This is a genomic window from Luteimonas sp. MC1750, assembly GCF_016615955.1.
GTDB lineage: Bacteria > Pseudomonadota > Gammaproteobacteria > Xanthomonadales > Xanthomonadaceae > Luteimonas.
Genome location: NZ_CP067113.1, coordinates 2,473,080 through 2,485,466 on the forward strand (window position 1 = coordinate 2,473,080; position 12,387 = coordinate 2,485,466).

Consider the following 12,387-nt stretch of genomic DNA (forward strand, 5'->3'; position numbering starts at 1 on the left):
CCGGAACGCTCAGGCGAAGTGCTCGTGCCCCGGGCGCTCGGGCCGCCAGGGCCGCCCATCCCGATCCACCGCCTGGACGCCCTGCCCCGCCACCACCGTACCCACGCGGGTGACTTCGACACCCGTGGCGGCCGCACCCGCGGCGGCCCTGGCGATCGCATCGGCGCCCGCGGGCACGGTGAAGCAGAGTTCGTAGTCGTCCCCGCCCGCTACCTGCAGCGTGCGGACCGCCTCGCCTCCGAACCACCGACGCAGGCGATCGGCCCCCGGCAGGGCATCGATGTCGAGCAGCACGCCCACCGCGCTCGCGGCACAGACATGCCCGAGGTCGGCCAGCAGGCCGTCGGAGACGTCGATGCAGGCGCTGGCCACACCGCCCAGCGCGCGCCCCAGCGCAACGCGCGGGCGCGGCCGGTCGAGGCGCTCGCCCAGGGCGGCATCACGGGCGCCACCCGCGCGCCACTGCTCCAGCGCCGCCGCCGCGGCCCCCAGGCTTCCGCTTACCCACACTTGGTCGCCCACGCGCGCGCCATCGCGGCGCAGTGCGCGGCCGGGATCGACGAAGCCGAGCACGGTGACCGAGATCGACAGCGGCCCGCGCGTGGTGTCGCCCCCGACCAGGGCGACGCGGTGCTCGCCGGCGAGCGCCAGGAAGCCATCAAGGAAACCGTCCACCCAGGCCGGATCGCCGTCGGGCAGCGACAGCGACAGCGTGCACCAGGCCGGCTCGGCGCCCATCGCGGCGAGGTCGGACAGGTTCACCGCCAGCGCCTTCCAGCCGACCCGCGCGGCCTCCGTGCCATGGGGAAAGTGCACGCCGTCGTTGAGCGTGTCCATCGCCACCACCAGCTGCATGCCCGGCGGGGGCTGCAGCAGCGCGGCGTCGTCGCCGATCCCCAGCACCACGTCGTCGCGCGGGTGCGCGGCGCGTGCGCGGATGCGTTCGATCAGCCCGAATTCGGCCATGCCGGCGGGCGCGCGCTCAGCCGCGCGCGGACTGCACTTCGGCCGCGCGCCAGTCGACGGCGGCGTGGTCGAGCACGCCGTTGACGTAGGTGTGCCCGTGCTCGGAGCCGAAGCGCTTGACCGTCTTCAACGCCTCGTCGATGACCACCCGGTAGGGCACGTCGATGCGGTGGCGCAGCTCGTAGGCGGCGATGCGCAGCATGGCGCGCTCGATGGGATCGACCTCGCCGATGGGACGGTCGAGGAAGGGCGCGAGCGCGGCGTCGATGTCGCGGCGGTGGGTTTCCACCCCGCGCACCAGGTCCTCGAAGTATTCGAGATCGGCGACTTCGTGCGCCTGCTCGTGCGCGAACTGCGCAATCGCGTTGCGCGCGTCGACGCCCGAAAGCTGCATCGCGTACACCGCCTGCAGCGCTCGCCGGCGCGAGCGCGAGCGCGCGACGGTGTCGATGCCGCCGCTGCGGCCTCCGCCGGTCCTGTTCGGCCTCATGGCAGCTTCACCAGCAGGTTGGACATCTCGATCGCGACCAGGGCGCATTCCTCGCCCTTGTTGCCATGGCTGCCACCGGCGCGGTTCTCCGCGTCGGCCATGTCGTCGACCGCGAGCACGCCGTTGGCGACCGGCACGCCGCGCTCGAGCTGCACCCGCGCCAGGCCCTCGGCGCAGCTGTCGGCCACGTGCTCGAAATGGCGGGTGTCACCCCGCACCACGCAGCCCAGGGCGACGATCGCCGAATGCGCGCCGGCACCGGCCAGGCGCGCGGCGACCATGGGGATCTCCCAGGCACCGGGCACGCGGACGACGTCCACCGCCTGGGGCGGCACGCCGTTGCGCTCGAACGTCGCGCGCGCGGCGCCCACCAGCGCATCGACGATGCGCGGATTCCAGCGGCTGGCGATGATCGCGAAGCGCGCGCCTTCGGGCGCGTGCAGGTCGCCTTCGTGATGGGTCATGGCGTGTTCCTTGGGGAGGAGCGCATTCTAGCCGGTCCGTCCACGGCGCATTCCCGGGGCAGGGGCCGGCCGGGAGACCCGTGGCCGGGCAGCGGCGGCCCGGAGCGCGCGGTTTCAGCAGGCGTCCGGCTCGAGGTACTCGACGACCTCGAGGCCGAAGCCGGCCAGGCCGACCTGCTTGCGCGGGGTCCCCAGCACGCGCAGCTTGCCCAGGCCGAGGTCGGCGAGGATCTGGCTGCCGGCGCCGTTGCGGCGCCATTCGGCCAGCGCCCCGCCCCGCCCGGTGGCCGCGGTCGTGGCCTCGTCGGACGAGACGGCTCCGGCATCGCCGGCACGCAGGCGCTGCAACAGCGCGTCAGGCGTCTGCCCGCCGTCGAGCAGGACCAGTGCACCGCGCCCTTCGGCGTCGATCGCCGCCAGCACGTCACCCACCGCCGGGCCGAAGTCCGGGCGCCGCCAGCGCAGCACGTCGGCCAGCGCGTTGCGCACCTGTACGCGCACCAGGGTGGGCGTGTCGGCGTCGGGCGTGCCGCGCACCAGGGCGAAGTGCAGCGCGTGGCCCAGGCGGTCGTGGTAGGTGTGCAGCCGGAAGGCGCCGTGCTCGGTCTCGACGTCGCGGCTGTCGACGCACTCGACCGTGTGCTCGGTCTCCAGGCGGTGGCGGATCAGGGCCTCGATCGAGCCCATCTTGAGCCCATGCTCGCGCGCGAACACTTCCAGCTCCGGGCGGCGCGCCATGGTGCCGTCGGGGTTGAGGATCTCCACCAGCACGCCGGCCGGCTCCAGTCCCGCGAGCAGGGCCAGGTCGGCCGCGGCCTCGGTGTGCCCGGCGCGCGCGAGCACGCCGCCGGGCTGCGCGGTCAGCGGGAAGATGTGGCCAGGCTGCGCGAGGTCGGACGGCGCCGCGTTCGGGCGCACCGCGGTGCGGATCGTGTGCGCGCGGTCATAGGCGGAGATGCCGGTGGTGACGCCCTCGGCGGCCTCGATGCTGACGGTGAAATTGGTGTGGTGCGACGACGTGTTCGACTGGACCATCGGCGGCAGGCCCAGCTGCGCGCAGCGCTCGCGGGTCAGCGACAGGCAGACCAGGCCGCGGGCGTGGGTGACCATGAAGTTGATGTCGGCCGGGCGCACGAGCTCGGCGGCCATGATCAGGTCGCCCTCGTTCTCGCGGTCCTCGTCGTCGACGATGACGACCATGCGGCCGGCGCGGAGTTCTTCGAGCAGTTCGGGGATGGGGGCGAAAGGCATGTCACTGCGACCTGGGTTGAGGATTGCGGAGTTGCGGGCGAGGCCCGGCGGCGACTGGCACCTGTAGGAGCGGCTATTGGCGACTGTGGGAGCGGCTACAGCCGCGATCGCCCTTCATGATGGTTTCGATCGCGGCTATAGCCGCTCCTGCAGTGGTGGTTCACGGGGCGCTTTGCAGGCGTTCGAGATAGCGTGCGATCAGGTCGACCTCGAGGTTGACCGGGTCACCCACGCGCGTCGCGGAGAACGCGGTGTGGGCCACCGTATGCGGTACCAGCGCGACCTCGAAGGCCCCGGCTTCGGCGGCATTGACGGTCAGGCTGACGCCATCCACGCAGATCGAGCCCTTCTGCGCGACGTACTTCGCCAGCGCCGACGGCATGGCGAAGCGCCAGCGCTGCGCGCGCGCGTCCTCGCGCACGTCGAGCACGCGACCCGCGCCGTCGACGTGGCCGCTGACCAGGTGGCCGCCGAGGCGGTCGGTGGGCAGCATGGCGCGCTCCAGGTTGAGCGCCGCGCCCTCCGCCAGTCCGCCGAGAGTGGTCAGCGCGAGCGTCTCGTTGGAGGCGTCGGCCTCGAAGTGCGTCGCGTCGAAGGCGACCACGGTCAGGCAGACGCCATTGACCGCGACGCTCTCGCCCAGCTTCGCGTCCGCGAAGGGCAGCGTGCCGACGTGGATCCGCAGGCGGGCATCGCCGCCGCGCGCCTCGCGGCCGGCCAGGCGGCCGACGGCTTCGATGATTCCGGTGAACATGGGCGTCCTATCCTGCCGCGCCGGCATCGCCCGCCGGCTGCGCCGGGACCAGGCGCAGGCGCAGGTCGTCGCCGACGCTGACGATGTCTTCGATCCGCAGCGCCATGCGCTGGGTCATGTCGTGGATGTCGAGTCCGGCGAACAGCGGCCGCGCCTGCGCGCCCAGCAGCACCGGCGCCATGTACAGCAGCACCTCGTCGACCAGCCCGGCCTGCATGAAGGCGCCGGCCAGCGTGGCACCCGCCTCCACCTGGACCTCGTTGATGCCGCGATCGGCGAGCACGCGCAGCACCGCGGCGAGGTCGAGCGCATTGCCGAGCGCCGGCACGGCGACCCGGTCGCTGGAAAAATCGCGCGGCGGCTTGGCATTGGCCGCGTGCACGTAGAGCGTGGGGGCGTCGCCCTCGCGGACGCGTCCGCGCGCCACCGTGGCGAGGCCCGGATCGAGCACCACCCGCAGCGGCGGCACGAACTCCGCGTCGTCGTCCAGGCGCACGGTCAACTGGGGATCGTCGGCCATCACCGTGCCCGAGCCGGTCAGGAGCGCGCCGGCGCGGGCGCGCCAGCGCATCACGTCACGGCGCGAGGCTTCTCCGCTGATCCATTTCGATTCGCCGCTGGCCAGCGCCGTGTGCCCGTCGAGACTCATCGCCAGCTTGACCCGCAGCCACGGCCGGCCGCGCACCACGCGCGACAGGTAGCCGCGATTGAGCGCCTTCGCGGCGGCTTCCATCAGCCCGTGCGAGACCTCGATACCGGCCGTGCGCAGGCGCTCGAAGCCGCTGCCGTCGACCTGCGGGAAGGGATCGCGCATCGCCGAGACCACCCGCGACACGCCCGCGGCAACCAGCGCGTCCGCGCAGGGTCCGGTGTGCCCGGTGTGCGCGCAGGGCTCGAGGGTGACGTAGGCGGTCGCGCCGCGCGCGCGTTCGCCGGCGGCCTCCAGCGCGAACACCTCGGCGTGCGGCCCGCCCTGGCGCTCGTGCCAGCCTTCGCCGACGACCGCGTCGCCGTGGGCCAGGACGCAGCCCACCATCGGATTGGGCCGCGTCGTCCAGGCGCCGCGCTCGGCCAGGCGGAGTGCGCGCGCCATCATCACGTGGTCGGTTTCGGAGTAGCCGTGCATCAGGTGATCGTTTCCACGTTCGAGTAGAGGGGGTCGGCGCCCGCCAGCCAGCTGGCGGCGCGATGGCGCTCGCTGGCGATGCTGGTGCAGCGGCTGATCGCGTCGGAGGCAGCGCGGTCGATGGGGTCGCCATCGATCGCGAGGTCGCGGTCGATCAGCGCCGCGGCATCGATGTCCAGCCGCGCCCAGCCGCCGGTGGCGACCACGGCTGCGAAGTCCATCGGGCCCGGGCGCAGCGCGTACTCGCGCAGGCGCCAGTGCACCGCGAGCTGGCGCGCCAGGAAGCTGTCGATCTCGTGCTCGGGGCGCAGGCTGGCCGCCTCGAGGGCCTCGAGCGCGCGCGTGTCCAGGAAACCGAGCGGACCCGCGAGGTCGTTGGGGTCGGCGAGCCGGTCGTGGGGCAGCGGCGGGTGGACGCCCAGTGCCCAGGCCAGCGCGTAGACGCCCTCGGCGCGCCAGCCGGCGTCGAGCACTGCGGCCTCGCCCAGGCTTCCGGGCGGCGCCTGCAGCAGGGCGCGTTCACCGTTTTCGAGCTCGGCATCGAGTCCGGTGCGCGCCAGCCACGCCAGCATCCGCGCCTGCCAGTCGGCGGCGTCGGCGCGCGCGGCGTCGGCCTCCATCGCGGCCCGCGCGGCCACGGCGAACAGCGCCAGCGCACGGCGCAGCACCTCGGCCGCCTGCGGCCTGCGATCGCGCCCTGGCTCGCCCCTGCCCTGCACCGCGCTAGCGCTTCCGGCCCTTGCCGGAAGGCGGCTCGAAGGCGACCACGGCACCCACGCCGAGCAGCGGCAGCTGGCCGTCCTCGGGCAGGTCGCGCTCCAGCCGGTCGAGCTCCTCGCGGAAGTCGGCCACGTCCTGGAAGGAGCGATAGACCGATGCGAAGCGCACATAGGCCACGTGGTCGAGCTTGCGCAGCTCGGCCATCACGAACTCGCCCACGCGCCGCGAAGCCAGCTCGCGTTCGGTGGTCATGCGCAGCTGGTGGATCACCGCGCGCACCGCGGCTTCGATCTGCTCCTCCGAGACCGGACGCTTGTGCAGCGCACGGTCGAAGCTCTGGCGCAGCTTGCGGGCGTCGAAGTGCTCGCGGCGGCCGTCCGACTTGATGATCGCCGGCAGCTTCAGCTCGATGGTTTCCAGCGTCGAGAAGCGCTCCCCGCAGGCTTCGCACTCGCGCCGGCGCCGGATGGTGGCGCCGTCGTCGCTCACGCGCGAATCGATGACCCGGGTGTCGACGTGCTGGCAGAAGGGGCAGTGCATCGCGTCGGCGGCGTCAGATGTCGTAGTTGAACGGCAGCAGGAAGGCGGCGCGCCTGGGTTCGCCGGCGCAGGTGGCCGGCGCGTAGGCGATCGCGCGCGCGGTGGCTTCGGCGGCGGCGGCGAAGCGCTCGTCGCTGGCACAGACCGCGCGCGCGTCGTGCACCCGCCCTTCGCGGTCGATGCGCACCAGCACCTGCGCGCCGCCGCTGACGCCACGGGCCTGGAGCAGGGCCGGGTAATCCGCACTGGCGGGCACCTCCAGCTTGCGCGCGGGGCTGCAGCCGTCGCCGGTCTCGTCCCACTCCGCGTCCAGGCCGCGCAGTTCGTCGCGCGCGACGAGCTGGAGTGCGCCCGCCGAGCACTGGCCGGTCGATGCCTGGTAGCGCACCTCGAAGCGTGCACCGTCGTTGCTTGCCAGCGGCGCGCGCGCCATCCCGCTGGCGACCACGCGAGGCGTCGCGCCACCGCCGGCCGCGCATCCGGCGACGAGGACCACCGAAACGGCCATCGCCACCGCCGCGAACCGCCGGCGCGGGCCCATCAGCCGTAGACCGGCAGGCGCCGACACTGGGCGACGACCTTGTCGCGCACCGCGGCGATGACCGCCTCGTCGGCCGGCGCGTCCAGCACGTCGCAGATCCAGCCGGCCAGCTCGATGCAGTCGGCCTCGGTGTAGCCACGCGTGGTCACGGCCGGCGTGCCCAGGCGCAGGCCCGAGGTCACGAAGGGCTTCTGCGGGTCGTTGGGCACCGCGTTCTTGTTCACGGTGATGTTGGCGCGGCCCAGCGCCTCTTCGGCGGCCTTTCCGGTGACGTCCTTGCCGATCATGTCGACCAGCATCAGGTGGTTCTTCGTGCCGCCGGAAACGATCTTGTAGCCGCGGTCGATGATCACCCTGGCCATCGCCTGCGCGTTCTTCACCACCTGCTGCTGGTAGGCCTTGAACTCCGGCTCCAGCGCTTCCTTGAAGGCCACGGCCTTGGCCGCGATGACGTGCATCAGCGGGCCGCCCTGGATGCCGGGGAACACGATCGACTGCAGCTTCTTGACCATGTCGTCGGCGCGCTCGCCCATCGCGGCGCGGCTGGCGACGATGATGCCGCCGCGCGGCCCGCGCAGGGTCTTGTGGGTGGTCGAGGTCACCACGTGCGCATGCGGCACCGGGTTCGGGTACACGCCCGCGGCCACCAGGCCGGCGACGTGGGCCATGTCGACGAACAGGATCGCGCCGACCTTGTCGGCGATGGCGCGGAAGCGCGCCCAGTCGATTTCCTGCGAATAGGCGCTGAACCCGCCGACCAGCATCTTCGGCCGGTGCTCGACGGCAAGACGTTCGACCTCGTCGTAATCGATCAGGCCCCGAGCGTCGACGCCGTACTGGATGGCGTTGAACAGCTTGCCGCTGATGTTGACCTTGGCGCCGTGGGTCAGGTGGCCGCCATGTGCCAGCGACATGCCGAGGATCGTGTCGCCGGGCTGCAGCAGGGCCAGGTACACGGCCTGGTTGGCCTGCGAGCCGGAATGCGGCTGGACGTTCGCGTAATCGGCGCCGAACAGCTGCTTCACGCGGTCCAGCGCCAGCTGCTCGGCGACGTCGACGTGCTCGCAGCCGCCGTAATAGCGCTTTCCGGGATAGCCCTCGGCGTACTTGTTGGTCAGCTGGCTGCCCTGCGCCTCCATGACGCAGGGGCTGGCGTAGTTCTCGCTGGCGATCAGCTCGACGTGGTCTTCCTGGCGCCGGGTTTCGGCGGCGATCGCCGCGGCCAGTTCGGGGTCATAGGCTTCGATGCGTGCGTCGCGCGGAAACATGCCAGCTCCAGGGGCCGTGGGGACGGGCCATTGTAGCCCGCCCCCCGCCCCCGGGCGGACGGGCGCCCCCGGAACTCAGCGGCCCATGATCACGTCGGCGATGATCCCGGTGGCGATGGCCACGAGCAGGAAGTCGCCGGTGTCGCTGCGGCGCCAGTGGTGGCCCCGCGGCGGCTGGCGCAGGCCGTAGGGACCGTAGTCGTGGACCACGTAGGTGGGCGCATAGCCGGCGTGGCGGTAGTGGTGGCCGCGTGCCCACGGCGGCGGGCCGCGGTGGCGCACCACCATGCGCGGCGGTGGCGCATAGACCACGCGGACGTCGCGACGGTCGTGGCGGCGGTCATGCCAGCGGTCATGCCGGCGGTCGTCATGGCGGCGCGCCTGGCGGTAGTCGCGGCGGCGATCATCGCGACGGTGCTCGCGGCGGTCGTCGCCGCGGCGCCAGTCCTGGCTGGAATGGCCGCGGTCATGGCCGCGACGGTGGTTGTCGCGTGCCTCTGCCGGAGCCGCGAAGGCGACTCCGAGCGCAAGCGCGAGGGTGGCAAGTCCAAGGGTGCGGATCGGATTCATCACGACTCTCCGGTGGAGGGGGTGTGAACCGACTATCCCGTTGCGCGCCTGAACCATCGCGTTACCGGCAAGGCCCGGCCCCACTCCGGTGGATTCCATTCATTTTCCAGCGCCGCCGCGGCTTGCGCCCCGGCTGCAAGCCCTATAATCGCGCCATCCCATCCGCGCTTTCCGCCCATGGCCCCAGGCCCGGGCGGCGGCCACGCTGCACCGGAGCTCCCATGTCGCAATACATCTACACCATGAACGGCGTCTCCAAGACCGTTCCGCCCAAGCGCCAGATCATCAAGGACATCTCGCTGTCGTTCTTCCCCGGCGCCAAGATCGGCCTGCTGGGCCTGAACGGCGCCGGCAAGTCGACGGTGCTCAAGATCATGGCCGGCGTCGACACCGACTTCTCCGGCGAGGCGCGGCCGCAGCCCGGCATCAAGGTCGGCTACCTGGCGCAGGAGCCGCAGCTGGATCCGGAAAAGACCGTCCGCGAGGCCGTCGAGGAAGGCGTGGGCGAGGTCCTGCAGGCGCAGGCGCGCCTGGACGAGGTCTACGCCGCCTACGCGGAGGACGGCGCCGACTTCGACGCGCTGGCCAAGGAGCAGGAGCGCCTGGAGGCGATCCTTGCCGCCGGCGACGCGCACACGCTGGAAAACCAGCTGGAAGTCGCCGCCGACGCGCTGCGCCTGCCGCCGTGGGATGCGGTCATCGGCAAGCTGTCGGGCGGCGAGAAGCGCCGCGTGGCGCTGTGCCGCCTGCTGCTGCAGAAGCCCGACATGCTGCTCCTCGACGAACCCACCAACCACCTCGACGCCGAATCGGTCGAATGGCTGGAGCAGTTCCTCGCCCGCTACACCGGCACCGTGGTGGCGGTGACGCATGACCGCTACTTCCTCGACAACGCCGCCGAGTGGATCCTCGAGCTCGACCGCGGCCGCGGCATTCCGTGGAAGGGCAACTACACCGACTGGCTGGTGCAGAAGGAAGACCGCCTCAAGCGCGAGGAGTCGACCGAGAAGGCGCGCCAGAAGGCGATCGCCAAGGAGCTCGAGTGGGCGCGCAGCAACGCCAAGGGCGGCCGCAGCAAGGGCAAGGCGCGCCTGGCCCGGATCGAGGAGCTGCAGGCGGTCGACTACCAGAAGCGCCAGGAAACCAACGAGATCTTCATTCCGCCGGGCGAGCGCCTGGGCAGCAAGGTGATCGAGTTCAAGAACGTCTCCAAGAGCTTTGGCGACCGCCTGCTGATCGACAACCTGAGCTTCATCGCGCCTCCGGGCGCGATCATCGGCATCATCGGCCCCAACGGCGCGGGCAAGTCCACGCTGTTCAAGATGATCACGGGGCAGGAACAGCCGGACTCGGGTTCGATCGACATGGGCCCGACGGTCAACATCGCCTACGTCGACCAGAGCCGCGACAAGCTGGAGGGCAACCACAACGTCTTCCAGGAAGTCGCCGGCGGTGCCGACATCCTCAACATCAACGGCATCGAGATCCAGTCGCGCGCCTACATCGGACGCTTCAACTTCAAGGGCCAGGACCAGCAGAAGATGGTCGGCTCGCTGTCGGGCGGTGAACGCGGCCGCCTGCACCTGGCCAAGACCCTGCTGCAGGGCGGCAACGTGCTGCTGCTCGACGAACCGTCCAACGACCTGGACATCGAGACCCTGCGCGCGCTTGAAGACGCGCTGCTCGAGTTCCCCGGCAACACCTTCGTGATCAGCCATGACCGCTGGTTCCTCGACCGCATCGCCACGCACATCCTCGCGTTCGAAGGCGACAGCCACGTCGAGTTCTTCCAGGGCAACTACCGCGAATACGAAGAAGACAAGCGCCGCCGGATGGGCGACGACGCGGGTCCGCGCAGGCTTCGGTTCAAGGCGCTCAAGTAGGAGAAGCAGGAGAAGCGTTTGCCACGGATGACGCGGATTGCGCGGATTTGCGCGGATAGAGCAGAAGAGAGAATCGTCCGGCGGGGTCGGTAGGGACTGCGAGTTCCTGCACCTGATTCGGCTCGACCCGCGCGACCCCCCTTAACTGCTTGATCCACTTGATCCACTCGGTTCGCTTATCCGCTTGACCAGCTTGATCCGCGCAAATCCGCGCAATCCGCGTCATCCGTGGCAAAAAGGAAAGACCAGATGGATTTCATGAAGCAGCTGCGGCAGCGCTGGGCCACGTCGGGGTCGCTGGTGTGCGTGGGGCTGGATCCGGAGCCGGCGCGGTTTCCAGCGCGGTTCGCGGGTGATGCCGATGCGGTGTTCGGGTTCTGCCGGGACATCGTCGATGCGACCGCGGAGTTCGCCTGCGCGTTCAAGCCGCAGATCGCGCACTTCGCGGCGCTGGGCGCCGAGGGCGCTCTGGAGCGGCTGATCGCGCACATCCATGCCGGGCACCCGGGCATCCCGGTGATCCTCGACGCCAAGCGCGGCGACATCGGCTCCACCGCGCAGCGCTACGCGGCGGAGGCCTTCGACCGCTACCGCGCGGATGCGGTCACCGCCAATCCCTATCTCGGCGGCGATTCGCTGAAGCCCTACCTGGACCGCGCGGACCGCGGCGTGGTCATCCTCTGTCGCACCTCCAATCCCGGCGCGGGCGACCTGCAGGACCTGCTGGTCGACGGCAGGCCGCTGTACCAGCACGTCGCCGCGAAGGCGGCGTCGGAGTGGAACGGCAACTGCAATGTGGCGCTCGTGGTCGGTGCAACCTGGCCCGGGCAGCTGCGCGACGTGCGCGCGATCGTCGGCGACATGCCGCTGCTGGTGCCGGGCGTCGGTGCCCAGGGCGGCGATGCCGAAGCCGTGGTGCGCAACGCGCGCACCGCCGATGGCACGGGACTGATGGTGAGTTCGTCGCGGGCGATCCTGTACGCGTCGCAGGGCGACGACTACGCCGCCGCCGCTGCGCACGCCGCGCGCGCGCTGCGCGACACGCTGGACCGCCACCGCCATTGAGCGCGAGGGCGTGGATTGCCACCGGCATCACGCGGCCCGGATATCCTCGCGGCACCGGGCCACCGCCTGCCGATGGATGGAATCGATGACCCCTCTGCCACAGTGCGCCGCGCTTGCGCTTGCGATCGCCCTCGCGGCCTGCAGCCCGTCCGACGCTCCGGCGGCCACGGCTTCGCCTGCCGACGCCAGCGCCATACCGACGGCGGACAGCGCGCCCTCGCCTGCGCCCGACCTGATCGCCGGCACCGGCTCGCCGACCACCGCGGCGGAGCCCGCCACCGACGAACTGGCCGCAACGCCGGGCAGCGACGCCGAGGACACCCAGTACTTCGACTTCAGCGGCGCCGCGCTCGCGCGCATGCGCAGCGAAGCGCGCCCGGCCACGCCGGCGCTGCGCGACGCCGCCCGGCGCATCGTCGACGAGACCGGACGCGAGCGCGAATGCGGGACCTATCCCGAGGGCGAACGCCTGTTCGTGCTCGACCTCGATGGCCGTCCCGGCGACGAGGCCCTGCTGCTTTACACGATGGAAGGCTGCGGCGGCGGTGGCAACTACTATGACCGCAGCGGCTACGTGCTGCGCGAGGTCGACGGCGCATGGAAGCAGGTCGCCGAATTCCCGATGGGCACCAAGCTGGTCGGCAACGCCACCATCAGCGCGCTCGAGCCCGGCGTGGTGGTGATCAGCCCGGACGGCGACAGCCTGTTCGAGCCGCACCGCGCCGAGATTCCGCCGCGCTGATCCAGCG

General features: G+C 71.5%; 14 protein-coding genes. 3 read left to right on the forward strand and 11 right to left on the reverse strand.

Features of this window, described 5'->3' with window-relative positions; all coding sequences use genetic code 11:
- Window positions 1-9 precede the first annotated feature (9 nt).
- The 11 genes from thiL to JGR68_RS11655 form a co-directional block, all read right to left on the reverse strand.
- A complete protein-coding gene (thiL, locus tag JGR68_RS11605; protein WP_199360054.1) occupies window positions 10-966 on the reverse strand; it encodes a thiamine-phosphate kinase in 957 nt (318 codons plus the stop codon).
- A gap of 16 nt (window positions 967-982) precedes the next feature.
- Window positions 983-1,456: a transcription antitermination factor NusB gene (nusB, locus tag JGR68_RS11610; RefSeq protein ID WP_199360053.1), complete on the reverse strand. Its 474-nt coding sequence runs from the start codon at window positions 1,454-1,456 to the stop codon at window positions 983-985.
- Window positions 1,453-1,920: a 6,7-dimethyl-8-ribityllumazine synthase gene (gene ribH / locus JGR68_RS11615; protein WP_199360052.1), complete on the reverse strand. Its 468-nt coding sequence runs from the start codon at window positions 1,918-1,920 to the stop codon at window positions 1,453-1,455. Before ribH ends, nusB begins: the two co-directional genes overlap by 4 nt.
- A gap of 114 nt (window positions 1,921-2,034) precedes the next feature.
- The gene (gene ribB, locus JGR68_RS11620; protein WP_199360051.1) at window positions 2,035-3,171 is read right to left on the reverse strand and encodes a 3,4-dihydroxy-2-butanone-4-phosphate synthase; all 1,137 of its coding nucleotides are present in this window, start codon (window positions 3,169-3,171) and stop codon (window positions 2,035-2,037) included.
- 160 nt (window positions 3,172-3,331) lie between these two features.
- Window positions 3,332-3,925: a riboflavin synthase gene (locus JGR68_RS11625; protein ID WP_199360050.1), complete on the reverse strand. Its 594-nt coding sequence runs from the start codon at window positions 3,923-3,925 to the stop codon at window positions 3,332-3,334.
- A 7-nt stretch (window positions 3,926-3,932) separates the two neighbouring features.
- Entirely contained in the window at window positions 3,933-5,051 is a 1,119-nt protein-coding gene (gene ribD / locus JGR68_RS11630) for a bifunctional diaminohydroxyphosphoribosylaminopyrimidine deaminase/5-amino-6-(5-phosphoribosylamino)uracil reductase RibD (RefSeq protein WP_199360049.1), read from the reverse strand.
- On the reverse strand, window positions 5,051-5,824 hold the full coding sequence (locus JGR68_RS11635; RefSeq protein ID WP_255531848.1) for a DUF4272 domain-containing protein: 774 nt from the start codon (window positions 5,822-5,824) through the stop codon (window positions 5,051-5,053). Before JGR68_RS11635 ends, ribD begins: the two co-directional genes overlap by 1 nt.
- Window positions 5,775-6,311, reverse strand: a complete 537-nt coding sequence (gene nrdR / locus JGR68_RS11640; protein WP_199360047.1) for a transcriptional regulator NrdR — start codon at window positions 6,309-6,311, stop codon at window positions 5,775-5,777. Before nrdR ends, JGR68_RS11635 begins: the two co-directional genes overlap by 50 nt.
- A gap of 13 nt (window positions 6,312-6,324) precedes the next feature.
- Window positions 6,325-6,852 carry a TonB family protein gene (locus tag JGR68_RS11645; RefSeq protein ID WP_199360046.1) on the reverse strand — a complete coding sequence of 176 codons (528 nt, stop codon included), beginning with the start codon at window positions 6,850-6,852 and terminating at the stop codon, window positions 6,325-6,327.
- Complete coding sequence (gene glyA, locus JGR68_RS11650; protein WP_199360045.1) at window positions 6,852-8,120, reverse strand: serine hydroxymethyltransferase; 1,269 nt, start codon at window positions 8,118-8,120, stop codon at window positions 6,852-6,854. Before glyA ends, JGR68_RS11645 begins: the two co-directional genes overlap by 1 nt.
- A gap of 75 nt (window positions 8,121-8,195) precedes the next feature.
- A complete protein-coding gene (locus JGR68_RS11655) occupies window positions 8,196-8,690 on the reverse strand; it encodes an RcnB family protein (RefSeq protein WP_199360044.1) in 495 nt (164 codons plus the stop codon).
- Window positions 8,691-8,911: 221 nt separating this feature from the next.
- On the opposite strand from JGR68_RS11655, the gene ettA reads away from it, so the two are divergent.
- The 3 genes from ettA to JGR68_RS11670 all read left to right on the forward strand — a co-directional run bounded on the left by ettA (window position 8,912) and on the right by JGR68_RS11670 (window position 12,380).
- Window positions 8,912-10,573, forward strand: a complete 1,662-nt coding sequence (gene ettA / locus JGR68_RS11660; RefSeq protein WP_199360043.1) for an energy-dependent translational throttle protein EttA — start codon at window positions 8,912-8,914, stop codon at window positions 10,571-10,573.
- 249 nt (window positions 10,574-10,822) lie between these two features.
- Window positions 10,823-11,638: an orotidine-5'-phosphate decarboxylase gene (gene pyrF, locus JGR68_RS11665; RefSeq protein WP_199360042.1), complete on the forward strand. Its 816-nt coding sequence runs from the start codon at window positions 10,823-10,825 to the stop codon at window positions 11,636-11,638.
- An 85-nt stretch (window positions 11,639-11,723) separates the two neighbouring features.
- On the forward strand, window positions 11,724-12,380 hold the full coding sequence (locus JGR68_RS11670) for a hypothetical protein (protein WP_199360041.1): 657 nt from the start codon (window positions 11,724-11,726) through the stop codon (window positions 12,378-12,380).
- Window positions 12,381-12,387: the final 7 nt, after the last annotated feature.